26 protein-coding genes and 1 pseudogene are annotated in these 25068 nt (G+C 61.3%); 15 read left to right on the forward strand and 12 right to left on the reverse strand.

Going from position 1 to position 25068, the window contains the following annotated elements:
• Nucleotides 1-357 precede the first annotated feature (357 nt).
• Entirely contained in the window at nt 358-2916 is a 2559-nt protein-coding gene (locus M2A_RS18505; protein WP_081875381.1) for an alpha/beta hydrolase fold domain-containing protein, read from the forward strand.
• Between the two features lie 204 nt (nt 2917-3120).
• The gene (locus M2A_RS04230) at nt 3121-4308 is read left to right on the forward strand and encodes a PQQ-dependent sugar dehydrogenase (RefSeq protein ID WP_081875382.1); all 1188 of its coding nucleotides are present in this window, start codon (nt 3121-3123) and stop codon (nt 4306-4308) included.
• Nucleotides 4309-4335: 27 nt separating this feature from the next.
• Here M2A_RS04230 and M2A_RS04235 read toward each other — a convergent pair whose 3' ends face one another.
• The gene (locus tag M2A_RS04235; protein ID WP_045443773.1) at nt 4336-5358 is read right to left on the reverse strand and encodes a GlxA family transcriptional regulator; all 1023 of its coding nucleotides are present in this window, start codon (nt 5356-5358) and stop codon (nt 4336-4338) included.
• A gap of 154 nt (nt 5359-5512) precedes the next feature.
• Here M2A_RS04235 and M2A_RS04240 point away from each other — a divergent pair, with 154 nt between their 5' ends.
• Both M2A_RS04240 and M2A_RS04245 read left to right on the forward strand, forming a co-directional pair.
• Nucleotides 5513-6592 carry a class I SAM-dependent methyltransferase gene (locus M2A_RS04240; protein ID WP_045443380.1) on the forward strand — a complete coding sequence of 360 codons (1080 nt, stop codon included), beginning with the start codon at nt 5513-5515 and terminating at the stop codon, nt 6590-6592.
• 117 nt (nt 6593-6709) lie between these two features.
• Complete coding sequence (locus tag M2A_RS04245) at nt 6710-7099, forward strand: cupin domain-containing protein (RefSeq protein WP_045443382.1); 390 nt, start codon at nt 6710-6712, stop codon at nt 7097-7099.
• Nucleotides 7100-7126: 27 nt separating this feature from the next.
• Here the strand turns inward: M2A_RS04245 and M2A_RS04250 are convergent, their stop codons facing one another.
• The 3 genes from M2A_RS04250 to M2A_RS04260 all read right to left on the reverse strand — a co-directional run bounded on the left by M2A_RS04250 (nt 7127) and on the right by M2A_RS04260 (nt 8673).
• Nucleotides 7127-7642 carry a BCAM0308 family protein gene (locus M2A_RS04250; protein WP_052379193.1) on the reverse strand — a complete coding sequence of 172 codons (516 nt, stop codon included), beginning with the start codon at nt 7640-7642 and terminating at the stop codon, nt 7127-7129.
• Nucleotides 7643-7706: 64 nt separating this feature from the next.
• Nucleotides 7707-8108: a CBS domain-containing protein gene (locus M2A_RS04255; protein ID WP_045443777.1), complete on the reverse strand. Its 402-nt coding sequence runs from the start codon at nt 8106-8108 to the stop codon at nt 7707-7709.
• Nucleotides 8109-8157: 49 nt separating this feature from the next.
• A complete protein-coding gene (locus M2A_RS04260; RefSeq protein WP_045443383.1) occupies nt 8158-8673 on the reverse strand; it encodes an Hsp20/alpha crystallin family protein in 516 nt (171 codons plus the stop codon).
• A 272-nt stretch (nt 8674-8945) separates the two neighbouring features.
• Between M2A_RS04260 and M2A_RS04265 the strand changes: the two genes are divergently transcribed.
• Genes M2A_RS04265 through M2A_RS04275 form a run of 3 tightly spaced genes read left to right on the forward strand, consistent with a single transcriptional unit; the run spans nt 8946 to nt 11087 of the window.
• On the forward strand, nt 8946-9473 hold the full coding sequence (locus M2A_RS04265) for a YeeE/YedE thiosulfate transporter family protein (protein WP_045443385.1): 528 nt from the start codon (nt 8946-8948) through the stop codon (nt 9471-9473).
• Between the two features lie 12 nt (nt 9474-9485).
• Nucleotides 9486-10064 (forward strand): YeeE/YedE thiosulfate transporter family protein, encoded by a 579-nt coding sequence (locus M2A_RS04270; RefSeq protein WP_045443388.1) that lies wholly within the window; start codon nt 9486-9488, stop codon nt 10062-10064.
• Between the two features lie 30 nt (nt 10065-10094).
• Nucleotides 10095-11087, forward strand: coding sequence for a zinc-dependent alcohol dehydrogenase family protein (locus M2A_RS04275; RefSeq protein WP_045443391.1), 993 nt, complete (start codon nt 10095-10097; stop codon nt 11085-11087).
• Between the two features lie 43 nt (nt 11088-11130).
• On the opposite strand, the gene M2A_RS04280 is transcribed toward M2A_RS04275, so the two are convergent.
• Nucleotides 11131-12021, reverse strand: coding sequence for a LysR family transcriptional regulator (locus M2A_RS04280; protein WP_045443394.1), 891 nt, complete (start codon nt 12019-12021; stop codon nt 11131-11133).
• Nucleotides 12022-12125: 104 nt separating this feature from the next.
• Between M2A_RS04280 and M2A_RS04285 the strand changes: the two genes are divergently transcribed.
• The 3 genes from M2A_RS04285 to M2A_RS04295 are packed head-to-tail and all read left to right on the forward strand — an operon-like array spanning nt 12126 to nt 16435.
• A complete protein-coding gene (locus tag M2A_RS04285) occupies nt 12126-13763 on the forward strand; it encodes a proton-conducting transporter transmembrane domain-containing protein (protein WP_045443397.1) in 1638 nt (545 codons plus the stop codon).
• A 4-nt stretch (nt 13764-13767) separates the two neighbouring features.
• The gene (locus tag M2A_RS04290; RefSeq protein WP_045443400.1) at nt 13768-16206 is read left to right on the forward strand and encodes a YbcC family protein; all 2439 of its coding nucleotides are present in this window, start codon (nt 13768-13770) and stop codon (nt 16204-16206) included.
• 10 nt (nt 16207-16216) lie between these two features.
• Nucleotides 16217-16435, forward strand: coding sequence for a hypothetical protein (locus tag M2A_RS04295; protein WP_197052833.1), 219 nt, complete (start codon nt 16217-16219; stop codon nt 16433-16435).
• A 17-nt stretch (nt 16436-16452) separates the two neighbouring features.
• Here M2A_RS04295 and M2A_RS04300 read toward each other — a convergent pair whose 3' ends face one another.
• Complete coding sequence (locus tag M2A_RS04300) at nt 16453-17148, reverse strand: glutathione S-transferase family protein (protein WP_045443406.1); 696 nt, start codon at nt 17146-17148, stop codon at nt 16453-16455.
• A gap of 98 nt (nt 17149-17246) precedes the next feature.
• Between M2A_RS04300 and M2A_RS04305 the strand changes: the two genes are divergently transcribed.
• Complete coding sequence (locus M2A_RS04305) at nt 17247-17687, forward strand: MarR family winged helix-turn-helix transcriptional regulator (protein ID WP_045443408.1); 441 nt, start codon at nt 17247-17249, stop codon at nt 17685-17687.
• A 123-nt stretch (nt 17688-17810) separates the two neighbouring features.
• Here M2A_RS04305 and M2A_RS04310 read toward each other — a convergent pair whose 3' ends face one another.
• Together M2A_RS04310 and M2A_RS04315 are read right to left on the reverse strand one after the other, a co-directional pair.
• Complete coding sequence (locus M2A_RS04310) at nt 17811-18221, reverse strand: MAPEG family protein (protein WP_045443780.1); 411 nt, start codon at nt 18219-18221, stop codon at nt 17811-17813.
• Between the two features lie 23 nt (nt 18222-18244).
• Nucleotides 18245-18634: a VOC family protein gene (locus M2A_RS04315; RefSeq protein ID WP_052379194.1), complete on the reverse strand. Its 390-nt coding sequence runs from the start codon at nt 18632-18634 to the stop codon at nt 18245-18247.
• On the opposite strand from M2A_RS04315, the gene M2A_RS18135 reads away from it, so the two are divergent.
• Entirely contained in the window at nt 18624-18935 is a 312-nt protein-coding gene (locus M2A_RS18135) for a hypothetical protein (RefSeq protein ID WP_197052834.1), read from the forward strand. The two genes, M2A_RS04315 and M2A_RS18135, sit on opposite strands and share 11 nt — an antisense overlap.
• A gap of 50 nt (nt 18936-18985) precedes the next feature.
• Here M2A_RS18135 and M2A_RS04325 read toward each other — a convergent pair whose 3' ends face one another.
• The 4 genes and pseudogenes from M2A_RS04325 to M2A_RS04335 form a co-directional block, all read right to left on the reverse strand.
• On the reverse strand, nt 18986-19912 hold the full coding sequence (locus tag M2A_RS04325) for an AraC family transcriptional regulator (RefSeq protein WP_045443415.1): 927 nt from the start codon (nt 19910-19912) through the stop codon (nt 18986-18988).
• Nucleotides 19913-20052: 140 nt separating this feature from the next.
• Nucleotides 20053-20202 carry a hypothetical protein gene (locus M2A_RS18140; RefSeq protein ID WP_197052835.1) on the reverse strand — a complete coding sequence of 50 codons (150 nt, stop codon included), beginning with the start codon at nt 20200-20202 and terminating at the stop codon, nt 20053-20055.
• Nucleotides 20186-21208, reverse strand: coding sequence for a cytochrome d ubiquinol oxidase subunit II (gene cydB, locus M2A_RS04330; protein ID WP_045443418.1), 1023 nt, complete (start codon nt 21206-21208; stop codon nt 20186-20188). Before cydB ends, M2A_RS18140 begins: the two co-directional genes overlap by 17 nt.
• Nucleotides 21201-22617: pseudogene (locus M2A_RS04335) on the reverse strand (cytochrome ubiquinol oxidase subunit I). The gene cydB and the pseudogene M2A_RS04335 overlap by 8 nt, the downstream one beginning before the upstream one ends.
• A gap of 257 nt (nt 22618-22874) precedes the next feature.
• On the opposite strand from M2A_RS04335, the gene M2A_RS04340 reads away from it, so the two are divergent.
• The 3 genes from M2A_RS04340 (at nt 22875) to M2A_RS04350 (ending at nt 25068) form a co-directional block, all read left to right on the forward strand.
• Entirely contained in the window at nt 22875-23456 is a 582-nt protein-coding gene (locus tag M2A_RS04340; protein WP_197052836.1) for a PAS domain-containing protein, read from the forward strand.
• A 420-nt stretch (nt 23457-23876) separates the two neighbouring features.
• Nucleotides 23877-24332 (forward strand): Csu type fimbrial protein, encoded by a 456-nt coding sequence (locus M2A_RS04345; RefSeq protein WP_045443786.1) that lies wholly within the window; start codon nt 23877-23879, stop codon nt 24330-24332.
• A 10-nt stretch (nt 24333-24342) separates the two neighbouring features.
• Nucleotides 24343-25068, forward strand: coding sequence for a fimbrial biogenesis chaperone (locus tag M2A_RS04350; RefSeq protein WP_045443424.1), 726 nt, complete (start codon nt 24343-24345; stop codon nt 25066-25068).

Genomic DNA, 25068 nt, shown 5'->3' on the forward strand with positions numbered 1-25068 from the left:
ACCAATGACTGCAATATGCAGGGTTTACAGCACGATCAACTGCACTGTCAACGCTGCCGCACCGGGGAGCTTTTTCGTTCCGATCTATTCACTGTACTGCCCGCTCGGCCTCTGTCTGGCGAGTAACCGATCACCGAATATCCGGCCAGCTGACTATTTCCCGAAATATAAAGAACCCGTGCGCGCAGCGCTCTCCCGTTTCCCCAGCGGAAACCGAGGGCGTTCTTACTGGCTTTTTGGCGGGTGCGGCGAATCCCGCCCGCGCTTCAATATGCTTTTGACTTCGGGCCCCTCGGCGGGGAGCATATGCCTATAAAACATATCAAAAAGAAGATGACGGCTCTGGGAGGACAAGAAATGAAACTGGACATTGCGACAACGGCATTGCTCTCGCAAATGGCGGCGGCAGGCGCCCCGCCCATGCATGAGCTGAGCCCGGAGGAAGCGCGCTTCGTCGGCGGCCAGATGGCCAAGGCCTATCCGGCGGGTCCGGACATGTTCGGCGCCGAAGAAGTTGAGATTCCCGCGCAAGATGGCGCGAAGGTCCGCGCCCGTGTCTTGAAGCCTTCCGAAAGCCCCCGCGGCGTTCTTGTCTATTATCATGGCGGCGGCTGGGTGCTCGGCGACATCGACCAATATGACACGCTGGGCCGCCAGCTTGCCGAGCGCACCGGCTGCACGGTGCTGCTCGTCGATTACCGTAAAGCCCCCGAACACCGCTTCCCCACGGCCCATCACGATGCCTGGGACGCGCTTCTCTGGGCGGAGAAAAACATGAGCGCGCTCGCGGGCCGCAAGGTGCCGCTCATTGTCGCTGGCGACAGCGCGGGCGGCACGCTTGCCGCAAGCGTCTGCCAGAAGGCGAAAGCCGAAGGCGGGCCCGCCATTGCGCTGCAGATCCTCGTCTATCCGGTAACGGACGGGGCGATGGAAACACCGGGCTATGCAAGCCCCGACAATCAGCTCTTGCTCAACACGCCGCTCATGGCGTGGTTCTGGGATCATTATGCGCCCAATAAAGAGGACCGGCTTTCGCCCGAGGCCTCGCCCTTGCGCGCCAAGGACCTTTCCGGCTTGCCGCCCGCGATTGTCGTCACCGCCGAGTTCGACATTCTGCGCGAGGAAAGCGAGGCCTATGCCGCCCGGTTGAAAGAGGCGGGCGTGCCCGTCACGCAAAAACAGTTCGACCGGCAAATGCATAATTTCTTTGCGATGCCGGGCCTTCTGCCCGCGCAGGCCAAGGCGGTGGAATATGTCGGCGAGCAGGTGGACCGCCATCTTGCGAAATTCTCCGAGGCCGATGCCGTTGTCGTCGGCGCGGGCTTTGCCGGCATGTATCAGCTTCACCGGCTGCGGCAGATGGGCCTCAAGACCCGCGTCATCGAGGTGGGCGACGGGGTGGGCGGCACCTGGTACTGGAATCGCTATCCGGGCGCGCGCTGCGACATCGAAAGCATGGCCTATTCTTTCGGCTTCTCGCCGGAGCTCGAACAGGATTGGGTCTGGTCTGAGAAATACGCCACCCAGCCGGAAATCCTGCGCTATGCCGAGCATGTGGCGGACCGTTTCGATCTGCGCCGCGACATCACGTTCGAGACGCGCGTCACCCGCGCGATCTATGACGAGGAAGAAAAACGCTGGATCGTTTATACGGACAAGGGCGAGGCGATTTCCGCGCAATATGTGATCATGGCGACGGGCTGCCTCTCCGTGCCGAAACAGCCGGATATTCCGGGAGCGGACGATTTCAAGGGGCCGACTTACATAACGGGCCGCTGGCCCCATGAGGGCGTGGATTTCACCGGCCAGCGTGTTGCGGTAATCGGCACGGGGTCGTCCGCCATTCAGTCGATCCCATTGATCGCGGAACAGGCAGAAGAGCTCACCGTCTATCAGCGCACGCCCGCCTATTCGCTGCCCGCCGGCAACCGGCCGCTCACCAACTCGGAAATTTCCGAGATGAAGAAGCATTACCGCGAATACCGCGAGGCGCAGAAGCACCACCCGGCGGGCATTCCCAATCCGCCGCGCGCGCTCCTTTCGGCGCATGATGTGAGCGAGGCGGAGCGCCGGGCGAAATATGAAGAGGCCTGGGAGACGGGCATCCTGACCGCGCTTTCCAGCGCCTATCGCGACACGATGACCGATCAGCAGGCCAATGACTGGGTGTCGGATTTCATCCGCGAGAAAATCCACGAGCGGGTGAAGGACCCGAAAGTTGCCGAGGCGCTGACCCCGCGCTCTTTCCCCTTCGGCACCAAGCGCCCTTGTCTCGATACGGATTATTTTGAGACGTTCAACCGGGACAATGTCTCGCTTGTCGATGTGCGCGAGACGCCGATCGAACGGATCACGGCAAATGGCGTGAAGACGAAGGATGGCGAGCGTCAGGTGGATTCCATCGTCTTTGCCACCGGTTTCGATGCCATGACGGGGGCGATCCTAAATGTCGATATTCGCGGCATTGGCGGCCAGGCGCTGCGGGACAAATGGGCGGACGGGCCGCATACCTATCTCGGTCTCGGCATTGCCGGCTTCCCCAATCTCTTCACGATTACCGGACCCTCGAGCCCTTCGGTGCTCTCCAACATGCTGGTCTCCATCGAGCAGCATGTGGACTGGGTGAGCGATTGCATCAAATGGATGCGTGAGCGTGAGCTTGCCGCCATCGAGCCGACGGAAGAGGCGGAAGACGAATGGGCCGAGCACAATGAGGCAACCGCCGAGCTGACGCTCTTCCCGCAAGCCAATAGCTGGTATATCGGCGCCAATGTGCCCGGCAAGCCGCGCACCTTCATGGCCTATGTGGGCGGCGTCGACACCTACCGCGCCATTTGCGACCAGGTGGCGGCAACGGGTTATGCGGGCTTCCGCACCTATGAAGCCCGGCAGCGGAAACAAGCGCTCAGCGCCTGACGCGGCGCACCCGGCAACGAGGGATAAAAGGGCGGCGCCAATGTAAGGTGCCGCCTTTTTTGTGGCGCGGTCTCGATTTACAGGGGGGCAAAAGCGGCTGCCGCACGGCGCGCGGGCCGGCCCCAGCGGTGGGGGAACCGGATGCAGGCCTTACTCGTTTCTCTAGAAGTCCGTTCTTTTGAACCAGGTGGCAGGAAGAGGGTGATGAGCGGAATGATCTCAAGCATATGCGCGGTTCTGGCAACGGCTCTGGCGGCAACTTTGGCCCTGCTGCTGCCCATCCGCGAGGCTGAGGCCCGGACGGTTTTGACCGCCAGCGGCCCTTTGGCGGTCGAAACCGTGGCGGGCGGGCTGGAATATCCCTGGGGCATGGCGGTGCTGCCGGATGGCAAGGTGTTGGTGACGGAACGGCCCGGGCGGCTGCGGATCGTTTCGGCCGATGGAACGCTGTCAGCGCCGCTGAAGGGCGTGCCGGATGTCTTTGCCGAAGAAGAGCGCGGCTTGATCGGTCTCTTTTCGAAAGGGCAGGGCGGCCTTCTCGATGTGGCGCTCGATCCGGATTTCGGCGCGAACCGGCTGATCTATCTCAGCTTCGCCGAGGCCGGAGAGGACGGCGCCTCGAGCACGGTGGCGCGGGCCCGGCTGCGGGAAGACCGGACCGGGCTGGAAGAGCTTGACGTGATTTTCCGGCAGGAACCTAAGATGGGCGGCAGCAAGCATTTCGGCTCCCGCCTCGCTTTCGCGCCGGATGGCACGCTCTTTATTACGACGGGCGAGCGGTTCCGTTTCGACCCGGCGCAGGATCTGGGCAGTCATCTGGGCAAGGTGATCCGTATCCGGCCCGATGGATCGGTCCCGGAAGACAATCCATTTGTAGGCAAATCCGGCGCGCGCCCCGAAATCTGGTCCTACGGGCACCGGAATATCGAGGCGGCTGCCATCCACCCGGAGACAGGCGCGTTGTGGATCGGCGAAATGGGGCCGAGCGGCGGCGACGAGCTGAACGTGCCGGAAGCCGGCGGAAACTATGGCTGGCCTTTGGTCAGTTGGGGCGATCATTACAGCGGCCGGGAGATTCCCGATCCGCCGAGCCGTCCGGACCTGAAAGGTTCGCGCCATCAATGGACGCCGGTGATCTCGCCCTCCGGGATGCTGTTTTACCAGGGCGACGCGTTTCCGGCCTGGCAGGGGGATCTGTTGATCGGCAGCCTGACGCAGGAGGCGCTGGTGCGGGTCCGGCTGGAGAACGGCCAAGTGAGCGGCGAGGAAAAAATCGGCATGGGCGCGCGCATCCGCGATGTGACGGAGGCGGGAGACGGCACGCTCTATCTTTTGACCGACGAGGCGCAAGGCAATCTGTTGAGGATCGTGCCGGCAAAGCCGCCTCTTTGATGGCCGCGGGCCGACACGTGCCGCCAGCTAGATGCGGGGCAGGGCGGTGATCCGCTGGCGATAGCGCGCCGGGGTGACGCCGACGGACCGTTTGAAGACGCGCCGGAAATAAACCGGATCGGCGTAGCCTGCCGCCAATGCCACGGCGTCCGTCGGTTCATCGCTCGTCTCCAGCATTTGCTTGGCTTCCTCGATCCGCAGGGCCTGTACATATTCGACCGGTCCGTATCCGGTTGCCTTGCGGAAGCGCCGGGAAAACGTGCGCTCGGGCAGGCCTGCAATTTCGGCCATGCGGCTGACGGGATTGGCCGCGGTATAATTATCGGCGATCCAGACCTGTGCCTCGGCGATGGCGGCATCGGCGTGCTGGCGCGGGCGGGCCATGGCGGCGAAGGGCAGCTGACCCTCGCTCTTGTCGCCGATCACAAAGAGTTTCGATATGCGCTGCGCCTCGATGTCGCCTGCAAACCGCGCGATCAAATAGAGCCCGAGTTCGCTCCAGGTCGAGCTGCCACCGGCGGTGACGATGCGGTGTTCGGGGCCTGCGGGACAAAGGATCCGCTCCGGCCTGAGCTTTACTTGCGGATAGTGCTGGCGGAAGCGCGGCGCCGCGGACCAGTGGGAGGTTGCTTCATGCCCGTCGAGAAGCCCTGCCTCCGCCAGGAAGAGCGAGCCGGTGCAAATGGAACAGATAACGCTTCCTTCTTCATATAGGCGGCGCACCCAGCCGGTTTCCTCGGGCCACCAGCCGGCAAGCGCCGCATCGGGCGGCAGCGCGAGGTCGGTTACGATGACGATGTCAGGCCGCGGCATGTCATCGAGCGCCGCATCGATGGCGATAGCAGGTCCGGTTGGAGATGGCGCCGTGCGGCCGGTACGCGAGACCAGCATGGGCGCGAATTGACGGGCCGCTGCCTCCGGCTCCCCCGTGATATCTCCCCAGGCGCGCCCGACCGACCAGAAAAGCTCATGCAGACTGTAGAGCGTTCCCGGAAAGGACTCGGGCAACACCAGAAGGCTGACGGCGAGGGCGGGGGCGGTGTCTGACATGCCCATAAATATGGCCGGAATATCGCTGTTTGTGCAATTTTCTGCGCATGTTTTGGCCGATTTGCCCTGTTTCCGACCAATTCGGCCCTCACCGGCGGCCTTTGCGAGATGTATCCCGCCGCCACGGGATCAAACTCTAAAAAGGATCGTCGCGATGACAGTTATGGAAACAACGGCCCTCGATATGGCCAAAGCCGAAGCCTTTGCCGAACAGGTGGGCGATATGATCAATGCGGGCGCCGCGGCGGCGATGGTGTCGCTCGGGCACCGGCTCGGCCTCTTCGACACGCTTGCGGGCCGTGCGCCCTCTACAAGCGCTGAGATTGCCGAGGCCGCCGCTCTCAATGAGCGCTATGTACGCGAATGGCTGGCCGCCATGGTCATGGCGGGGATCTTGGAATACGGGCCGAAGGACAAAAGCTATTGGCTGCCGGCCGAGCATGCTGCTTGTCTCACCCGCGATGCGCCGCTTGGCAATCTTGCCGTCTATGCCCAGCATGTCTCCCTGTTCGGAAAGGTCGAAGAGCGGACCATCCATATCATGGAGACCGGCGAAGGCACCGGCTATGACGATTATCCCTGTTTTCACCAGATCATGGCCGAGGATAGCAGTCAGACCGTAATCGCGGGTCTTTTTGAGCACATTTTGCCCCTGGCGCCCGAGCTCGACGGGCGGTTGAAGGCGGGCATCGATGTGCTGGATGCCGGCTGCGCGCGCGGATCGGCCTTGATCGCCATGGCAAAGCACTATCCGGCAAGCCGGTTCACCGGCTACGATCTTTGCGCCGATGCCATCGAATTTGCGCAAAAGACGGCGCAGGCCGAAGGGTTGACCAATGTCACATTCGAAACCCGCGATCTGACGGGTTATGCCGAAGCGGCGCGATGGGATTTCGTGACCAGTTTCGACGCCGTTCACGATCAGAAGGACCCGTTCGGCCTGGTCAAAGGTCTTAGCGCTTCGCTGCGGCCGGGCGGCGTTTATTTGATGCAGGATGTCGGCGGGTCCGCGCATCTTGAAAACAATTTCGATTTTCCGATGGCAGCCCTTCTTTATGCGGTGTCCCTGGTCCACTGCACACCCGTTTCGATCGGTCAGGGGGGTGAAGGCCTCGGCACGATGTGGGGCTGGGAGACGGCGGAGCGGTTTCTGAGCGAGGCAGGGTTTGCGCGCGTCGAACGGCACGTCCTGCCTCACGACCCGATGAATGTATGGTTCGTGGCAAGGAAGTAAGGCAGGTGCGGCGGGCCGCCGGTTCGCCTTCCGGTTCGTTATGTTGGCCGGACATGAGGCCGCCCCCTTCACCGCCATGGCGGTGAAGGGGGCGGCCTGAACCAAGGAGCGTGATGCATGAAACCCCTTAGAACGCCCGTCCGCCTGCGCGCCGCGGGAAATGTCGAGAAATCGATTTACGAGTATATCGGCCGGATGAGCGGTGAGGAAAGTTTGTCGGTTGCGCGTATGGAAAGCCCCGCCGGCTGGTCCGAACCCGGCCAGCGGCCCGCATTTCGAGAGTTCACGCTGGTCATTTCAGGCGCGGTGCGCATCGAGACGGAGGCCGGCGTGGAGATCGTGCGCGCGGGGGAAGCGTTTATCTGTGAGCCGGGAGAATGGGTTCGCTATAGCACGCCTGAAGAACCGGCCGAATATGTCGCCGTCTGCACTCCGGCTTTTTCGCCCGAGATGGTGAACCGGGACGAGGAAGCCGGTCCCGGCGCCGGTCCCGTGCGGCAGCCGTGATTGCGCCCGAGGGGCAAGGCAAACACGTCAAGCGTCCCTGAACCAGTTCACCTGCATGAAATATTCATCCGTGTCGTGTTTGACGTCCGCTTGGCCGTTATAGGCGCTTGTCAGCGCATCGTTCATCCGCTGCACAAGATGCGGGTCCGTTGCCGCCACAACCATGGCATTGCCGTCCGCCGCCACGCTCATGATGCGGTGGAGGGGGAAATTTTTCTTGTCCTGCTGTTCGACATTGTGCAGCAGGTTCAAAATTTCCGTCTGATGCATTGGCCAGAATGTGCCTTCGAGCACCAGTAGGCCGCCCGGATCATCCGCCTCGATCCGTTTGCAGGCCGGACAGAGAATTTCTTCTCCTTCGGTCTTTTTCTCCGGGCCGGGCCATGCCCAGCGGCCGTGCTCATATATCACGCCGCATGTGGTGCAATGCGCCGGGCTTTTCAGTTTTGTGGCGGCGGCGTAAGGATCGTGCACATCGGGTGCGCGGCCACGGCCCCATTTCCGGCGCCTTCCGGTAAAGTCATGCGTATCTTTGACGTTCATGTCTTTCGTCCTCAAAGATTGAGGGCCGGAAGAATGATGTCTTCCGGCCTTTCATCTATTGGGATCACGCGTGGTGATCGGCGACGGCGGCAACAAGATCGCTTGTCAATTTTGACGGTGCAGCATGGGACAGATCGCCTATGCTCAGCATGCCCACCAAACGCTTCTTGCCGTCGATGACCGGCAGGCGGCGAATCTTGTTTTTCTGCATCATTTGGACAGCCTCTTCGATATCCTCGTCCTCGCTGCAATAGAAGATACCCTTGCTCATTACGTCCCGGGCCTTGAGCGTACTCAGGTCCTTACCATTGGAAAAGCCGCGGCAGACCATGTCCCGGTCCGTGACCATGCCGATCATCTTATCGTTTTCACCGATCGGAATGGCACCGACATCCTGCTCGCTCATGAGCTTGGCGATTTCACTGAGAGGCGTATCCGGTGAGCGCCATTCGGCGCCCTTATGCATCACTTCTTTGACCTGTTTCACTTTCGTCTCCATCGGGGGCTGGAATGGATCAATTTTTGACGGTAACGGAAATTTTGCGTTCGCTTGCCTGAGCTTCTGCTGTTTTAGGTAGCGTAACTGTCAAGACTCCGGCCTTGTAATCGGCCGTAATCTTGCTCAGGTCGATATTGTGGGGAAGCGAGAAGCTGCGCTCGAATGAACCGAAATGCCGTTCGGAGCGGTGATAGGTTTTTTTCTTCTCTTCCTTTTCTTCCCGCTTTTCACCTCGGATCGTCAACATGCCGTCCGACGCTTTCACTTCGATATTTTCAGCATCGATACCCGGAAGGTCTGCGGTTACTTCAAAGCAGTCGTCCTTCTCGGCGACGTCGATGGCGGGTGCTGCTATGTGCCATTCGTGCGGCTCCCACAGGTGGCGGAACCACGGACGGGTTTCGCCAAACTGGTCGAAAAGCCGGTCGATTTCCCGGTGCAGACCCTGGATCGGGCTTGCAAGGGAGGCAGGCAAAGCCGCTTTTTGAGTTTTGGGGGCCGATTGTTCGATTTTCACTGCGCTTTTAGACATGTTTACCTCCACTGTCAGGGGAAAGCGTCAGAGAGTACGGTAACTCTATACAGCTTTGCCGCTTCATCTGTTGCGCTAAATCAAAGAAGATGCCGCAGAGTGAAAATCTTTATGCGGATAATTATGTCAAGAATACTGCCGTTCTTCCTGTTTGCATATTCGTTGACGCATATCCCCAACCGTTGACGCATATCCCCAACCGTTGACGCATATCAATGCCGCGCCGCCTATTCCTGTGACAATTGCCGCAACTCCTTGAGAAAGGCATATCAATGACCGGCAATATTTTTCAGAGCAAATCCTGGTCTCCTTATGCGGCAGGCATTGTCATCGGATTGCTGCAAATTCCAGCTTTCCTGCTTATCGAAACAGCACTCGGGGCTTCTTCTTCGTATGTCACGATCGGCGCCCTTCTCAGCGGGATATGGGACGGTGATCTGAGCGGCAACTCGTATCTGCTGAAACATGCGGCGACGACGGGAAAGAACTGGTGGCAAGTGGCGCTTGTTCTTGGGATTGCGCTTGGAGCATTCATTTCCATGCGTTTATCGGGGGCAAGGCGCAAGGCCATATCGCCCATCTGGGCGCGCACCTTGGGAACGTCCCGCCCAGCGGCGCGTTATGCGCTTGCCTTCGGCGCGGGCTTTTTGATGTTGTTCGGCGCGCGCATAGCCGACGGCTGCACCAGCGGTCATGGACTTTCCGGCGTGGCGCAGCTTTCCATCGGATCGACCGTGGCCGTTGCCGCCATGTTTGCCGGCGGCATTGCCACGGCCCTGCTCGTTCTGCGCCGTATTTAGGAAGGATATTCCATGTCGGTATTTTCAGCCATTTTGATCGGTATTTTGATGGGAACCGTTTTCGGGTTCGCACTCGAAAAATCCCGCGTTTTCGAACCCGGCATGATCGTCGGCCAAATGCAGCTGCGGAACTTCATCATGCTCAAGGTGTTTCTGACAGCCGTTGCGGTGGGCGCGCTCGTGCTGGCCGTCATGACCTCCATGGGCTGGGCGAGCCTCCATCCGAAAGGTGCGCTTTATGTGGCCGATGTCATCGGCGGTCTTATTCTCGGCGCGGGCATCGCCCTGGCCGGGGCTTGCCCGGGGACCGTATTGGCTCAGATCGGGGCCGGTTACCGGGATGCGCTTTTCGTGCTGGCGGGCGGCATCGCCGGGGCGACCTTCTATGGGTATTTGGATCCTGTGCTGGCGCCGCTTCTCAAGACATTGGATGCGGGAAAAATCACCTTTGCCGATAGTTTCGGCCTTCCATACTGGTTCTTGGCTGTTTTACTTGCTGTACTGATCGGCGTGGTGCTGTTCATCCTCGAAAAAGTCTCGCCCTGGCGGGTGGAAATGGGGGCGGATGTGGATGGGGATCTGGCGCCCTAGATTTCTGCGGCTGGAAGGAGCGGGGCTGCGATGAAAGCAATGGTTCTGGAGGAAATCGGCCGCCCTCTTGTTCTACAAGAAAGAGAAAATCCCCTTCCCGGGCCAGGGGAAATCAGGCTGCGTGTCGAGGCCTGCGCTGTGTGCCGCACGGATTTGCATGTCGTGGACGGCGATCTGAAACATCCCAAACTGCCTTTGATTCCCGGTCATGAAATTGTCGGCCTGGTCGACAAAGTGGGGCCCGGCGTGAGCGAGGCCAGGCTCGGGCGCCGCGCAGGGGTGCCGTGGCTCGGTCATACATGCGGCACCTGTCTTTATTGCCGCGAGGGGGCCGAAAATCTGTGCGATACACCTCTTTTCACCGGCTACACGCGGGACGGCGGGTTTGCCACGCATGTCATCGCGGATTCGGCCTTCGCCTTCGATCTGGATGAGGCGGCCGAACCTGCAGCGACCGCGCCGCTTCTCTGTGCAGGCCTTATCGGCTGGCGCTCGCTGAAAAAGGCGGGCGAGGGCAAACGCATCGGCATTTACGGCTTCGGCGCGGCGGCCCATATCATTACGCAAATTTGCGTTTGGCAGGGCCGGGAGGTTTACGCCTTCACGCGGGAAGGGGATATGCCGGCGCAACGTTTCGCCAAAGACCTTGGCGCGGTATGGGCGGGCGCTTCAGGTGAGGCCCCGCCAACGCTGCTCGATGCGGCCATCATTTTCGCGCCTATCGGCACGCTTGTCCCGGCCGCATTAAAGGCCGTCCGGAAGGGCGGGCGTGTTGTTTGCGGCGGCATTCATATGAGCGACCTGCCGGCTATGCCCTATTCGCTGCTTTGGCAAGAGCGCCATGTGATGTCCGTTGCCAATCTGACCCGTGCGGATGCGCTAGAGTTTTTCCCCGTGGCCAAGCAGGCGGGCGTTGCCACGCATACGAAAATCTATGCGCTGTGCGAGGCGAATGATGCGCTAAGCGATCTTAGAGAAGGCCGGTTTACCGGCGCTGCCGTGCTTGTGCCTTCCTTGCAGTAAGAGGCCTGCCGGTTTCCCGGATCAAGTCATGAGCGCGAGACCTTCAGATTTGCGAAAGTTTGGCTGAGACGAGATCGCGCACCAGCGGGTTGGGAAATTTGCGCTCCATGGTGACGGCATAGAAATTTTCGGCAATGCCGGGCAGGCTCCCGGCTTCTTTCAAAAAGCCGGAGGCAAGCTCGTCCTTCACCACGATAGGCGGAATGACGCCAAGACCCACCCCTTCCCGCGTTAAAAGGCGCAGCATGGCCATGTCGTCCACCTCGGCGGCGATTTGCGGCTGAATGTTCCAGCGTTCCATCAAGGCATTGAAGTCCGTTCGCACGCTGCTGTCTGCCGTGGGCAGGAGCACCGGCTCGCTCGCCAAAAGCTCGCGCAGTTTTCCCTTGCTGCGCCGTCCGACAAGTTCCGCCCGCCCGACGAGCGAGATGCGCTGCTGGGCCAGGCGGTGAGAGACGAACGGGGTAATGGCGTCGCGTGCCGGCGGCTGGGTGAGGAGCACCACATCGAGATTGAGCGCCTCTAGCCCGCGCAAGAGTTCGGCCGCCGTGCCGGAGCGCAAAATCACTTCCACATCGCTCCGCCCGAGAACCGGTTTTAGAAACGCGATCTGGAAGTTGCGCGATAGCGTGGCGAGCGCGCCCACGCGCAGCGCCTGGCGGCTGCGCCCGCTGGCGCGCAGATTGGCGAGCAGTTCTTCCCCCGCGGAAAAGATTGCATCGGCATGGTCGAGCGCGAGCCGTCCTGCTTCCGTCAGGGCGAGCTGACGGCCCCGGCGTTCGAAAAGCGCATGGCCGAGCCGTTCTTCCAGCTGCTTGATTTGGATGGAAAGCGCCGATTGGGAAACGTTCAGCCGCTCCGCCGTGCGGGTCAGGTTGCCGTCATGGGCGACCGCCCAGAAATAGCGCAGGTGATGGAAGTTCAGTTCGTTCATATGATCTATTTTATAGAACGAAAACCAGCAAACAATGAATTTTTCTTATCTCTTCTTCGTCCCTACTTTCTCCGCACCCGGCCGTACCAAGTGGAGAACACCTCATGCCTGTCCTGCCAAGCCTCGATGGCCCTGCCGCTGCCTCGCTTTTGGCGCTCCTGCCGGTCCTTGCGCCGCTGCTTCTCCTGCTTGCCGGATTTGCTGCCTTTGCGGGGCCGGGTTTGCGCCCACGCCTGCAGGTGCGCGCGGCGGAAGGCGCGGCGCTTCTTTCCCTTTTTGCCGTGCTGGGCGCTGCCGGGCTTGCCGCGTTCGGGGCGGGCGATGGGCTCCTGCCTCCCGCGCTTGCCCCGCTCGACGGGCTTTTCATGGCGGATGCCGTTTCCCTCGTCATGTTGCTGGTCGTCTCCAGCATCGGCTGGGCGGTTTTGCGGTTTTCAGCGAGTTATCTTGACGGGGAAGCGCGGCAGGGCGCTTTTACCGGCTGGCTTTGTCTGACGCTTGCCTCGGTTCTCTTCTTTGTGCAGGCAGGCACATTGTCGGGGCTCGTTCTGTCCTGGATCGCTGCGAGCCTCTTCCTGCAAAAGCTTCTGCTCTTTTACCCAGAGCGCCTTCCCGCCCGGCGGGCGGCGCGCAAACACGCATTGATGGCGCGGCTCAGCGACGGCGCGCTGATCGGTGCGGCGCTTCTTCTTTATATGGCTTACGGCACGCAGGAGATCGGCGCGCTCAGCGCGGCGGCACGGGCCGATTTTGCGGGCGGCGGCGGCGCGGCAGTCATTCTAGCGGCAGGCCTCCTCGCTCTAGCCGCGCTCTTCAAATCGGCGCAGTTCCCCGCCCATGGCTGGCTGACGGAGGTGATGGATACGCCGACGCCGGTTTCCGCGCTGCTTCATGCAGGTGTTGTCAATGCGGGCGGCTTTCTTCTGATCCGCTTTGCCGATGTCATGCTGCTGGCGCCGGGCGTACTTGCCGCGCTCGTTCTCATCGGCGGCTTTACGGCGCTGTTCGGTTCGCTGGTGATGCTGACGCAGCCTGCGGTCAAAACCTCGCTCGCCTGGTCCACCATCGCGCAGATGGGCTTCATGATTTTTCAGTGCGGCCTCGCGCTCTTTCCCCTCGCGCTTTTGCATATCGCCGCGCATTCCTTCTACAAGGCCCATGCTTTCCTTTCATCCGGCAGCGCGGTGGAAAATGTTGCGGCGATCAAGAAGCCGGGCTCCATCGCGGTGCCGAACGGCAAGGCCGTGGGGCGGGCCTTTCTCATCGCGCTTGTCATTTTCGCGGCCACGGGCGCGCTCTTCGGCTTCGAGACGAAATCCCCGCAAGCGATCGCGCTTGGCGCCATTCTTATCTTCGGTGTCGCCTATCTTCTGGCGCAGGGCCTTGCCGATGCCGCGCCCCGGCTTTTAACCCAGCGCACCGCGCTTTATTCGCTGGCCGCTACCGCGGGTTATTTCACGCTGCAAGCGGGCGCCGAATGGCTGACGGCAGGCACCTTGCCCGCAACGCCGGCGCCAGGGCCGCTCGAATGGGCGCTCATTGCGCTTGCGGTACTCAGCTTCGCTTTGACCGCTTTTGCCCAGGCGACCTTCCCGCTCTGGTCGGCGCATCCGGCAGCAGCCGGTCTTCGGGTGCATCTTGCTAACGGGCTTTACGCCAATGCGCTTTTCGACCGCCTGCTTGGCAGCTGGCGGATGAACGAGCAAGTCAATGCCGGGCCTCCGGCGCCAAAGAAGGGATAAAACGATGACGGAGATCCATTCTCTTCCGAGCAAGAAGGCGCTTACGGCGCTTGCTGCGGATATGGGGGAGGCGGCACGCGCCGTGCCGCCGCTTTGGCCGCTTTCTTCTTCCGTTGCCGTCAATCCCTTTCTCGGCCAAGCGGATAGGGGCCTTGCAGAGACGGGTGCGCTTCTTGCCAAGACCGCCGGCATCAAGGTGACGATGGCGCGCAGTTGGTACCAAGCCGAAATCGCCAAAGGCGCGATCACGGATGAGGATCTGGAAGGGGCTCTTTTCGCCTCGCCCCACAAAAACCGGCCCGCCGATATAGCTGCTTTGAAGCGGGCGGCGAGAATAGAGGCACCGGTGCCCGAGGCTTTGCCGACAGTCGCGACGCTGGCCGCGCATCACGCCGCCACCGATTGGCCGGGGCTTGCCGCCGAGCGGATCGGGGCTTGGGCAGGGGCCTATTTCGATGAAGGTCAGGCGCTGTGGGCTCTGCCGCGCAAGGAGCGGGCTTATGCGTCCTGGCGGGCGGCGGCGAGCCATGACCTTGTACCGGAAATTCTGGGCCTGCGCGGCTTTGCCGCCCATGTTGCCGATGCCCCGCAGCGCCCTCTTGAAGCGGCGGCGCGCGCGCTGGCAACGCTTCAGGTAAGCACGGCCGCGCGCCCGCTTTATTTCCAGCGGCTCCTGATGGAGCTTGGCGGCTGGGCGCAGGCTGCGCGCTACCGGCTCTGGCAGGCAGAGCTTGAGGGCGGTGGGGACGAAACGCTGTGCGATCTCCTGACCATCCGGCTTGTCTGGGAAGAGGCGCTTTATCTTCACCACCAAAAGCAAATCTCGCCTGCCTGGCAGGAGGCGCTTGCTGAATATGAGAAAGCGCCTGCGGCGACGCCCGACCTTATTGCCGATGAAATTCTGCAAGAAGCGGCAGAGCGGGCCGGGCAGCGGCGCCTTGCCACGCAGCTTCTCTCGGGCGGACGTTTTGCAGAACAAGACGAGACGCAGGTCCCGCTCCATGCCGCCTTCTGCATCGATGTGCGCTCGGAGGTTTTCCGCCGGGCGCTGGAGACGGCCTATCCCGGCGCGCGCACATCGGGCTTTGCCGGGTTTTTCGGCCTGCCCGCCGCTCATCACGCCCTTGCCTCGGATGTGGAGGAAAAGCGGCTGCCGGTTCTGCTTTCGCCCAGCCTTCATAGCTGCGCGGTGGGGGAGAAGGAAAAAGAGACGGATTTGCGCGCACGGCTTTTGGCGCGAGCTGCCAGAGCCTGGGGACGCTTTAAAATGGCGGCGGTTTCCTCCTTCGCCTTTGTGGAGGCAACGGGCCCGCTTTATGTGGGCAAGCTCTTCCGCGATGGGCTGGGCGGCGGCGCGGCCGCTAAGGCGCCCGATCCGGCACCGAAATTCGCCCCCGAGCTCGATCTTGCCGCGCGCGCAGCGCTTGGCGAGAGCGTGCTGCGGGCCATGTCCATGACGAAGGACTTTGCCCGGCTCGTGCTTCTGGCGGGGCACGGGGCAAGCGTGCGCAACAATCCTCATGCAAGCGCGCTTCATTGCGGGGCCTGCGGGGGTTATGCGGGGGATGTGAATGCGCGCCTGCTGGCATCGCTTCTCAACGATCCTCTGGTGCGGGCCGAACTTGCGCAGAGGGGCATCGTGATCCCTTCGCAAACGCTCTTCCTTGCCGCGCTGCATGACACGACGAAGGACGCGGTCACGCTTTTCGATAAGGATATGCCCGCTGCAGGCCACGCAAATGAAATCGCCTTGCTCCGGGGTGCGCTTGAAAAGGCGGGGCTTCTTGCCCGGGCCGAACGGGCGCAGCGGCTGCCGGGCGCGAAGACGCCGGGCGATGTTGCGGCAAGAAGCTGCAATTGGGCGGAAGTGCGCCCGGAATGGGGGCTTGCCGGCTGCAAGGCCCTTATCGCCGCGCCCCGCACGCGCACCCATGGGCTCGACCTTTCAGGCGAGGCTTTTCTCCACGATTATGATTGGCACGCGGATAAGGAATTTTCCGTTCTCGAACTCATCATGACCGCGCCTGTGGTCGTGGCAAGCTGGATCAGCCTGCAATATTACGGCTCGGCGGTCGCCCCGGACGTGTTCGGCGCGGGCAACAAACTCCTGCACAATGTAACGGGAGGCATGGGGGTGCTGGAAGGAAGCAGCGGTCCCCTTCGCGCGGGGCTTCCCTGGCAATCCATTCATGACGGGGAAAAGCTGATGCACCGGCCCGTGCGGCTCTCGGTCTGCATCGAAGCGCCGCAAGAAGCGATGACGGAGATTCTCGCACGGAACGGGCAAGTGCGCGCGCTCTTCGACAATAAATGGCTGCATCTTTTTGCCATGGATGAAGAAGGCCGGCTTGCGGCGCGTTATGCCGGCGATCTCACTTGGGTGGAAGAACCTTTGCCGTTGCAGGGCGAAGAAGGCCCCGTCTTTCTGAATGCCGCCGAGTAAGGAGAGCCACGTGATGAAAGGTAAGGATATGCGGTCCGTGCGCCTGGAGGAGGCGGAAGCCTTCGTGCGCTCCAATCCGCGCACCAGCCCCTGGCTGCGGCAGGCGCTGGAAGAAACGGCGCAGCGCGATCCTCTGGATGTGCTGAATGAGGTCGAAATGCTGCGCCTTCTTCTGCTCCGCCGTCTTGCCCGTGCCTCCTCTGACGGTTCATCGTCCTGCGGCGGCTAGGAGGGCGGCGCGCGGTTTTAAGCGGCTTTGGCTTCGATAAGGCCCGACAGATAAGAGCCGCGTTTCTTCAGAAACTCGGTCAGAAGCTCCGGATAAGCAGGGCTTACCGCGTTCTGCACGGAAGGCCGCGCGCTTAAGGTTTCGCGCCAGCGGCGCACTTTCGGGGTTTCGTCGAAAAAACCGAAAGTGCCGAAGCGCTCGAACGTGTCGAAATAGCGGAAGACCGGGCCGAAGACCGCATCGACAAGGGAGAATTTGTCTCCGTCGAACCAGGGTGCGGCTTTGACACGGGTTTCGAGCCGGGAAAAGCGCTGTGCGATTTGCGCGCGTTTTGCCTCGAAGCTTTCGGCATCCTTGGCATTATAAAAACCGGAAATATCGTTCAGAATGGCCGAGCCGAATTCGATCCAGGCGCGGTGATCGGCGCGGGCAAGTGCGTCTTGCGGATGAAGCGGGTTCGGCGCCGTCTCTTCCAGATATTCTGCGATGACAGCGGATTCGAAAATCGGATGGGTTCCCACCACCAGTACCGGCGTCTTGCCGAGCGGGGAGATTTCCTTGAACCAGTCCGGTTTGTTGGAAAGGTCCACATCCTTGCGCTCGAAGGGCACGCCTTTTTCCGTAAGCGCGATGACCGCGCGCTGCACGTAGGGACAGAGCGTGTGGCTGACAAGCGTGAGGGGCTCTTCAGTCTTTTGAGCGGATTGGGTCATGCCGGCGTCCTTCCATATAGATGCAGTTGCATCTATATGGGGTGGGCTGCCGTTTTGTCAATCTTGATGCAACGGCATGAATGAGGGATGATCGGTCCATGCCGGGGGAAAAGCCTTCCAAGGAAACCGTTCTTGCCTGGGCGCGGCTTATGCGCGCGGGCCGGCATGTGCTGGGCGCGGTGGAGCGGGATTTGAAACAGGCAGGCTTTCCGCCCCTTGCCTGGTACGACGTGCTGTTGGAGCTGCGCCGCGCCAAAGGGGGCTTGCGGCCGGGCGCGCTTGAGGCGGAGCTCCTGATCGCCCAGCACAATATTTCCCGTCTCCTGGTCCGGCTGGAAGAAGCAGGGCTCATAGAGCGCCGCCGCCACCCGGAAGACGGGCGCGGCCAGATCATCTTGATCAGTGAGGAGGGGCGGGCGCTGTTGCGGCAGATGTGGCCCATCTACCGCACGGCGATCGAGACGCATGTGGGCGCGAAATTGAAAAGTGAGAAAGAGGCCGGTGAACTTGCCCGCCTGCTTGGCGCGCTGCTGGAATAGACCCTGAAAGCAAAGAGGGCGCTTCCGTTTGGAAGCGCCCTCCCGCGGCCTTACGGCCTGTCGATGAGAGGCATCGACCTATGTGCGCCGATCAGAGAAGCGGCCTATTAGAGAAGAGCCCGGTCAGAGGAGAGACTGGGCGCCGATGATCAGAATGGCCGCCCAGGACACCAGATAGACCGGTGTGCGCAGGAAAGGCACGGCCAGGATATAGACCACGGCATGGGCAATGCGGGCATAGAAGAACACGGCGGCCCAAGTGGCGACGACGGCAACCGCCGCTTCACCCGCCAGGAAACCGGCGGCCACCACGACGGCGATGAAAGCCGGCATGGTTTCGACCATGTTCAAATGCGCGCGCTGCGCACGCTGGGCCCAAAGCGGCGGCTCGGGCTGTTTGGCCGGATAACCTTCCGGATAGTTGTTGAGGAAGGTGGGCAGGCCCCAAACGAAGACCCGTGCCAGGATGTAAGGTGTCCAGAGAAGGACGGTAAGAACGCCGCTTAAGGCGAGGTAGTGATAAGCCGTTTCCATAATCAGCCCCATATAGTCAAAGGTTACGCAGAAAATCCGTTGTGAATCGCTTCGAGCTTGTTGCCGAAGGGGTCACGCACGAAGGCGGTGTAGATGTCCGGCTTGGGATAGGCCGCGCGCGGGCCCGGTTCACCTTCGCACTGGCCGCCATTGGCGGAGCCGAACTTGTGGAAAGCGTCGACCGCTTCGCGCGTTGCCGCGGCAAAGCAGATATGCGTGCCGTTGCCGGCGGAGTATGCGCCGCCGTCATTGGGCAGCATCACGAGAAACTGGACCGACCCATTGCCATAAGCGGCAAAGCCGTCGGTGGCGGCCATGCAGGTGCAGCCAAGCGTTTCCATCAGGCCGTCGTAGTATTTGCGCGCCTCGTCAATGCTGGGAACGCCGACGGAGAGGTGATCGATGATATTCATGGTCTTACCCTTGTTCGAACTGGCCGTGCATGGCCGGTCATCAATTGATGCCGAAGAGAATGCGTTCGGAAGAATGCAATTCCCCTTGCGGCAGATACGGACGAATGAGCCCTTGAGAGGCGGCGGCATCGCCGGAGCACGTGCTGCTGTCATGAGCGCAGGAAAGAGCGGCGAGAGTGCCTTCTTCTTTTCCTGTCATGCGCGCAGCGGCGTTTTGATCTTTGCGGTGCATACCGTCTCCTTCGGGCCGTTACTGGCCGACAAGGGCAATTTGTGGCGGGGCCGACGATTGATCAATTAGCCCGCAGGAGATAGGGATTTACTGCAATGTCTTTGGGACGGAACGCAAACTCAGGCGAGAGCGCGGCGATATTCCGTCGGCGGAAGGCCGAATTTCCCGGCAAAGGCGCGGGTGAACGCGGCCGGTGACTGATAGCCCGTCTGAGTTGCGACCTGCTGCACGGAGCGGCGCGAATCGTCGAGCAGCGCCAGCGCCTTTTGCAGCCGCCAATCGGCCAGATAGGCCATGGGGCCGACACCCATCAGCGAGGAAAAACGGTCGGCAAAACGGCTGCGCGACATACCGATTTCCGCCGCCAGAAGTTCCACCGTCCAGGGGCGGGCGGGATTGGCGTGAATAAGTTCGAGGGCGCGGCCGATCTGTTTGTCGCGCAAGGCTTCGAGCATCGCGCCGAGCTGCGGGTCCTCGGCAATGCCGGCGCGCAAAAGCTCGATGAAGACGATTTCGGATAGGCGTGTAACGGCGGCGTCCGATCCGATCTCCCCGGAAAAGACCGTGCGGGCGACAAGGCGCAGCATTTCATCGAGAAGCGGTGTGCGCGCCCGGGTGGCGGCGCTCGCCAGCATATATTCAGGCAGCGCGCGCAGCAGCGGATGGTCCGCGCCGCCGCGGAAGGAGAGATGGCCGCAGACCATTTGCGTGGCCGCATGGGCGCTGCCTTCACCCCAAACAAGGACGCCTTGCCCGGTAAAACCGGCGCGCTCCAGCACCGTTTCAAGGGGCGGGGCATTAGCGCTGCTTCTATCGGAAAGAATATGCGAGCGGCCCTTGGGAATGAGCACGAGATCGCCGGGGCCCAGATCGATTTCGGCGCCGGAGGGGAAGGTCACATGGCAATTGCCCTGCACCACGAGATGGAAGCGGGCGGCTTGCTGCAGCTCCGGCACCGTCACGCCCCAGGGGGCGGAAAAATCGGTGCGGAAATATAGCGCGCCCTTCAGATCCAGCGTGTCGAGAATGTCGTTGAGTACATCCATACCCGGCCCCTGTTCCTGCCGTTCCAGCTTTTTCGTCCCGTATGTTGGGACGCTTGATCAAAAGATGGCAGGAAGAGGCGATCACGGGAATTCACGTTCAAGTCAACTGCGCCCGGAAACGCGCTTAACCGCCCCCATGGTTAAAGCCCGGTCATGAGAAACTTGATGGGGTAGGAAAGGGCGGTCACTATGGCAAGCCCGCCCGCCCAAAGCACGGCAAACCAGAGCCATTGCCGGGCTTTGGGATGGGCGCCCAGCCAGCGGCGGGCGTACTCAATAAATCGGCTCATGGCCTGCCTTGCCGCGGAAGACGTAATAGCTATAGGCCGTATAGCCCAGAATGATGGGCAGAAGCGGCAGCACCCCGACAAGCAGCAAGGAAAGCGAGGTGCCGGCAGCGGCTGCGCCCCAGATGTCGATCTCGAAGGGCACGATCCAGGGATAAAGGCTGAGGGCAAGGCCGAGATAGCCCAGCGCGAAAATGCCCATGGCGGTCAGGAAGGGCCGGTATTCGGCATCGGCGCGGTGCAGATCACGCCAGAGGAGGAAGAAGAGCGCGGCGGTCAAAAGCGGTACGGGCGCGAGGAAGAAGATATTGGGCGCGGAAAACCAGAAGCTCGCAATGGCAGGATTGAGAAAGGGCACGGAAAGGCTGACGAGCCCCATGAAGATCCCGACCAGGCCGAGCGCGTAAGAAGCGACCTTGCGGGCCCAGTCCTGCGTCTCGCCATCCGTTTTCATGATGAGCCAGGCCGCGCCGAGCAGCACATAGCCTGCAACAACCGCAAGCCCGGTCATGACGCTGAAGGCGCTTGCCCAGTCGAACGGGCCGCCCGCGAAATTGCGGCCCGAAACCTCCACCCCTTGCACGAAAGCGCCGAGCACCATGCCCTGGCACAGCGCGGCGATGAGCGAGCCGAAGTGAAACGTGTAGTCCCAAAGGCGGCGGGAATTGCCCTCCGCCTTGAAGCGGAACTCAAAAGCGACCCCGCGCATGATAAGGCCGAGCAGCATCAGGATGATCGGGATGTAAAAGGCGGGCATCAGCACCGCATAGGCAAGCGGGAAGGCGGCAAAAAGCCCGCCGCCGCCCAGCACGAGCCAGGTCTCGTTGCCGTCCCAGAATGGCGCGATGGAATTCATCATCCGGTCGCGGGACTTGTCGGACGGGGCGAAGGGAAAAAGAATGCCGAGGCCGAGATCGAACCCGTCGAGCAGCACGTATAGAAAGACCGCCGCCGCAATGAGAAGGCCCCAGATCAGGGGAAGGTCGAGCGCGGAAGAAAAATCAAACATGCGGCGCCTCCGGTTTTTTGCCGGCCGCGCGCATGGGCGCAGCTTCCAGCCCATGGCCGTAATAATCGCTTGCGTCGTCTTGTCCGCTTTCCTCGCCCGGCGGAATGCCTTTGCCGATCAGTTTGAGGATGTAGAAACTGCCCGCGCCGAAGACGAGCGTGTACATGACGACGAAAGCCAGCAGCGACCAGGCGACTTGCGGCCCCAGAATGGCGGGAGAAACGCCCTCGGCGGTTTTGATGATGCCGTAGGCGACATAAGGCTGGCGGCCGATTTCGGTGACGAACCATCCGGCGAGCAGCGCGATGAAACCGCTCGGCATCATCGCCATCCACCAAAGCTGCAGCCAGCGCGTCTCGAAAAGCTTGCCGCGGTAATAATAGAGGGCGCTGATAAGGCCGATGCCGACCATCAAGAAGCCGATCCCCACCATGATGCGGAAAGACCAGAAGACCCAGGCGACGGGCGGGCGCTCGTCGCGCGGCCAGTCTTTCAGGCCTTTCACCTCGCCCTCCCAGTCATGGGTGAGGATGAGGCTCGCAAGGCCTGGAATTTCGACCGTGTAGCGCATCTCTTCGGCTTCTTCATCGGGCCAGCCGAAAAGCAGCAGCGGCACACCGCGCCCGGTCTCGTAATGACCTTCCATCCGCGACCTTGGCCGGTTGATGCTCGAGCGTGTTGAGGCCATGCAGATCGCCGATAAAAACTTGTAAGGGCGCCACGAGCGCGGCCATGATCACAGCCATTCCGAGCATGACGCGCGCCTCGCTCTCATGCCTTTTGCGCCAGAGGTAAAAGGCACCGACGCCGCCCACCACGAAGGCAGTGGTCAGATAAGCTGCCGTGACCATGTGGACGAAGCGGTAAGGAAAGGAGGGATTGAAAATGACCTCCAGCCAGTCGGTCGGGAAGAGCCGCCCGTCCGGGCCGATCTCGAAGCCTTGCGGGGTTTGCATCCAGCTATTGGCGGATAGAATCCAAAAGGCGGAAATCAATGTGCCGATAGCAACGATGCAGGTCGAGGCGAAATGCATGCGCGGGCTGACCCGCCCCCAGCCGAAAAGCATGATGCCGAGGAAAGAAGCTTCGAGGAAAAACGCGGTCAGCACTTCATAGCCGAGCAACGGGCCGATGACATTGCCCACTTGGTCCGAGAAGACCGACCAGTTGGTGCCGAACTGATAGGACATGACGACGCCGGAGACGACGCCCATGCCGAAGGCAACGGCGAAGATTTTCACCCAGAATTTGTAAAGCTTGCGGAAGCGCTCATCGCCCGTTGCAAGCCAGCGCCATTCCACCACGGCCAGAAAGCTCGCCAGCCCGATCGTGAAGGCAGGAAAGACGATGTGAAAGGAAATGGTGAACGCAAACTGGATACGGGCGAGAAGGATGGGATCGAGGTCCATAATATCCTGCCCTCCGGGCTGAAACCTGAACGATGTCCTTACGTTGTTTAACTATAGATAAAACCGGCAGGGGCTCTACCGTTCCGGTGAAAAAAATCCCCGGCGTGCCTCTATGCCGCAGGAGCTGCTCCTCTGCGGCCTCTCTGCGGCCCCTCTGCGCCCTTTGTGCGGCGTTAATGTTTTTTTGGGAGCTGGATTTTAGATTTGAAGCCAGAGACGGGGTTTTTCTCCCTCTGGCCTTTCCTCAGGAGACATGTGTGTCAGCGGTTAAAGTCGATGATCCGATGCAACAGCTTGGCGCGTATTGGCGCGCCCTCCAGCCGCCGGAAGGCGGGTTGCCGGATCGCCGGGATGTAAGGCCCAACCGGCAGATCGCCAATCTTCTTCCGCATCTCATGCTGATGGAAGTGACGAAAGACGATGTTGTCTTCCGCCTGGTCGGCACCGGTCATAGCGGGCGTATTCCCCATGACATTACCGGCCAGCGCTACGGCGATTATATCGGCGCCGAGCGCATCGCCCGCGGCGTAAGGCGGGCGGGTTCCATGGTAGCGCATGCTTGCGGGGCCCGCGTATTGGTGCGCGAGCGTTATGAGCGCGAGCGTCAGGAGGAAGTGATTATGAGTTGCCTGCCGCTGATGGATTATCAAAGCGGAACGCCGTTCATTTTGGCGCATGCGGGCACGACCCTGGCACTGGACGAATTGTTGCGGGTGGAAGGCCCGTTCTTCACCCAGCCTTTCTCCGGTTTCGAGTTTGTCGATCTTGGCGAGGGGCTGCCCCCTGCCGATATCCGCGCGCGGGACGAACAGCCCTTTCCTGCATCCTTCGCCCTTTAAAGATGCCGGCATGAAGAGACGGCATGGTCATGGCCGGCCGGGATGGGGAAAAGCTTGTTCGGATTTTCCCTCATAGATTGTATACTATTTTTCATGCTCTTATTGGTTTACGCTTTCTTAGGCGATAACCGGTAGGCTTGCGGCTGGGTGGAAATGACGTTTATCCGCGCTGCAATGGCAGGCGCGGAGACGCAGCAAGAATGTGAGTGTTCATTCCATTCCCGGCTGCGGAAATAACGGCGTTTGGGCGGCGGGCCCGGGCTTTTGAAGCACGGGCCATGAGGCGGCGACAGGACGTTCGTCATGAGCCCAATTTGCCTCTGCTTCCGGTTCTGCTTCTGCTTTTGGCCATTGCCGTGCCGTTCGCCCGGGCGCGCTGCGCATCTGCTCCGCGGGGCCGGCACCGTTCCGCTTTTCCTCATGCTTCTTTCACTGCCTCAGCCGCTGCGCGCGGCGACCGATAGTGACACGTTTCAGGTAACGGCGAGTGTGCTTGCCGCCTGTTCCATCACCGCGAACGACCTCAATTTCGGCAATTACAATCCCGTCTCGGGCACGCCGCTCAATGCGGCAACGACGCTCGAGATTACCTGCACGAACGGCGCGGCCTATGAAGTGGGCTTGAGCGCCGGGCTCGGGGCAGGGGCAAGTGTCGCCACGCGTTTCATGACGAATGGAGGCAATCAGCTCGCCTATTCGCTTTACAGCGATGCGGCCCGCACCAGTATCTGGGGGGAGACTGCGGGGATCGATACCGTGAGCGGCACGGGCAGCGGCGCGCTGCAAGTGCTGACCGTTTACGGCCAGATACCCGGCGGGCAATCCGTTCCCGCCGGTCTTTATACCGATACCGTCACCGCGACCATCACCTATTGAGGGGGAAAAGATGATCAGGTTCCTTTGTTCCTGGCTGTGCGGCCTGCTTGCCGCCTTGTTCTCGGCGGGGTCTGCTTTTGCCTTCGAGATCGGCCCTGTCTCTCTCGTTTTGCCGCGGGACAATCCGGTCGGCGTTTTCCATGTGGCCAACAATAGCCCGGCGTCTATCAGCATCGAAATGCTGGGCTACCGCTGGCATCAGCAAGACGGGCGTGATTTTTACGAGGAAGAGCCGGCGCTGATCATTACGCCGCCGCTTTTCACTCTGGCGCCGGGCGAGCGGCGGCTTGTGCGCGCGGGTATTATGGAGGCAGGCGATTGGGGGGAGGAAGAAACCGCGTTCCGCGTGCTGGCGCGCGATATTTCACCGCTGGATACTTCCTCGGGCTTGCGCGTGCGCTTGCAGATGCTGCTTCCTGTTTTCCTCGAAGCGGCAAGTGACAAGAGCGCATTGTCGCTCGCGCTTAGCCCGCGCGGCGATGGGGCACTCTGTCTTCATGCGCGCAATGAAGGCAATATTCACGAAAAACTGCTCTGGCTTAAAGCGCCCTCCGGCGCGCGGCTCATGATGCAGCAATATTATCTGCCCGGCGCAGCGGCCCGTGAATGTGTGCCGTGGAACGGCGATGGTGCGGAAGCGCCCTTTCAGGCGGCGCTCATATCCGCCGGCGATACCTCTCCCCGTTTTTACGATCTGGTGCCCGGTGATGATGCGCGCCGTCTTGTCCATAAGTAG

Source organism: Tepidicaulis marinus (genome assembly GCF_000739695.1).
Classification (GTDB): Bacteria; Pseudomonadota; Alphaproteobacteria; order Parvibaculales; family Parvibaculaceae; genus Tepidicaulis; species Tepidicaulis marinus.

Bases quoted from the DNA above. Each gene is read 5' to 3' on its own strand.
- M2A_RS18135 (WP_197052834.1), top strand. From the start codon at position 18,624: ATGATATTCATGGTCTTACCCTTGTTCGAACTGGCCGTGCATGGCCGG.
- M2A_RS04275 (WP_045443391.1), top strand. From the start codon at position 10,095: ATGAAAGCAATGGTTCTGGAGGAAATCGGCCGCCCTCTTGTTCTACAA.
- M2A_RS04290 (WP_045443400.1), top strand. From the start codon at position 13,768: ATGACGGAGATCCATTCTCTTCCGAGCAAGAAGGCGCTTACGGCGCTT.
- M2A_RS04305 (WP_045443408.1), top strand. From the start codon at position 17,247: ATGCCGGGGGAAAAGCCTTCCAAGGAAACCGTTCTTGCCTGGGCGCGG.
- M2A_RS04350 (WP_045443424.1), top strand. From the start codon at position 24,343: ATGATCAGGTTCCTTTGTTCCTGGCTGTGCGGCCTGCTTGCCGCCTTG.
- M2A_RS18505 (WP_081875381.1), top strand. From the start codon at position 358: ATGAAACTGGACATTGCGACAACGGCATTGCTCTCGCAAATGGCGGCG.
- M2A_RS04255 (WP_045443777.1), bottom strand. From the start codon at position 8,108: ATGCATAAGGGCGCCGAATGGCGCTCACCGGATACGCCTCTCAGTGAA.
- cydB (WP_045443418.1), bottom strand. From the start codon at position 21,208: ATGTTTGATTTTTCTTCCGCGCTCGACCTTCCCCTGATCTGGGGCCTT.
- M2A_RS04280 (WP_045443394.1), bottom strand. From the start codon at position 12,021: ATGAACGAACTGAACTTCCATCACCTGCGCTATTTCTGGGCGGTCGCC.
- M2A_RS04235 (WP_045443773.1), bottom strand. From the start codon at position 5,358: ATGTCAGACACCGCCCCCGCCCTCGCCGTCAGCCTTCTGGTGTTGCCC.
- M2A_RS04260 (WP_045443383.1), bottom strand. From the start codon at position 8,673: ATGTCTAAAAGCGCAGTGAAAATCGAACAATCGGCCCCCAAAACTCAA.
- M2A_RS04245 (WP_045443382.1), top strand. From the start codon at position 6,710: ATGAAACCCCTTAGAACGCCCGTCCGCCTGCGCGCCGCGGGAAATGTC.
- M2A_RS04250 (WP_052379193.1), bottom strand. From the start codon at position 7,642: ATGAACGTCAAAGATACGCATGACTTTACCGGAAGGCGCCGGAAATGG.
- M2A_RS04315 (WP_052379194.1), bottom strand. From the start codon at position 18,634: ATGAATATCATCGATCACCTCTCCGTCGGCGTTCCCAGCATTGACGAG.
- M2A_RS18140 (WP_197052835.1), bottom strand. From the start codon at position 20,202: ATGAGCCGATTTATTGAGTACGCCCGCCGCTGGCTGGGCGCCCATCCC.
- M2A_RS04265 (WP_045443385.1), top strand. From the start codon at position 8,946: ATGACCGGCAATATTTTTCAGAGCAAATCCTGGTCTCCTTATGCGGCA.
- M2A_RS04300 (WP_045443406.1), bottom strand. From the start codon at position 17,148: ATGACCCAATCCGCTCAAAAGACTGAAGAGCCCCTCACGCTTGTCAGC.
- M2A_RS04345 (WP_045443786.1), top strand. From the start codon at position 23,877: ATGCTTCTTTCACTGCCTCAGCCGCTGCGCGCGGCGACCGATAGTGAC.
- M2A_RS04325 (WP_045443415.1), bottom strand. From the start codon at position 19,912: ATGGATGTACTCAACGACATTCTCGACACGCTGGATCTGAAGGGCGCG.
- M2A_RS04240 (WP_045443380.1), top strand. From the start codon at position 5,513: ATGACAGTTATGGAAACAACGGCCCTCGATATGGCCAAAGCCGAAGCC.
- M2A_RS04310 (WP_045443780.1), bottom strand. From the start codon at position 18,221: ATGGAAACGGCTTATCACTACCTCGCCTTAAGCGGCGTTCTTACCGTC.
- M2A_RS04270 (WP_045443388.1), top strand. From the start codon at position 9,486: ATGTCGGTATTTTCAGCCATTTTGATCGGTATTTTGATGGGAACCGTT.
- M2A_RS04230 (WP_081875382.1), top strand. From the start codon at position 3,121: ATGAGCGGAATGATCTCAAGCATATGCGCGGTTCTGGCAACGGCTCTG.
- M2A_RS04285 (WP_045443397.1), top strand. From the start codon at position 12,126: ATGCCTGTCCTGCCAAGCCTCGATGGCCCTGCCGCTGCCTCGCTTTTG.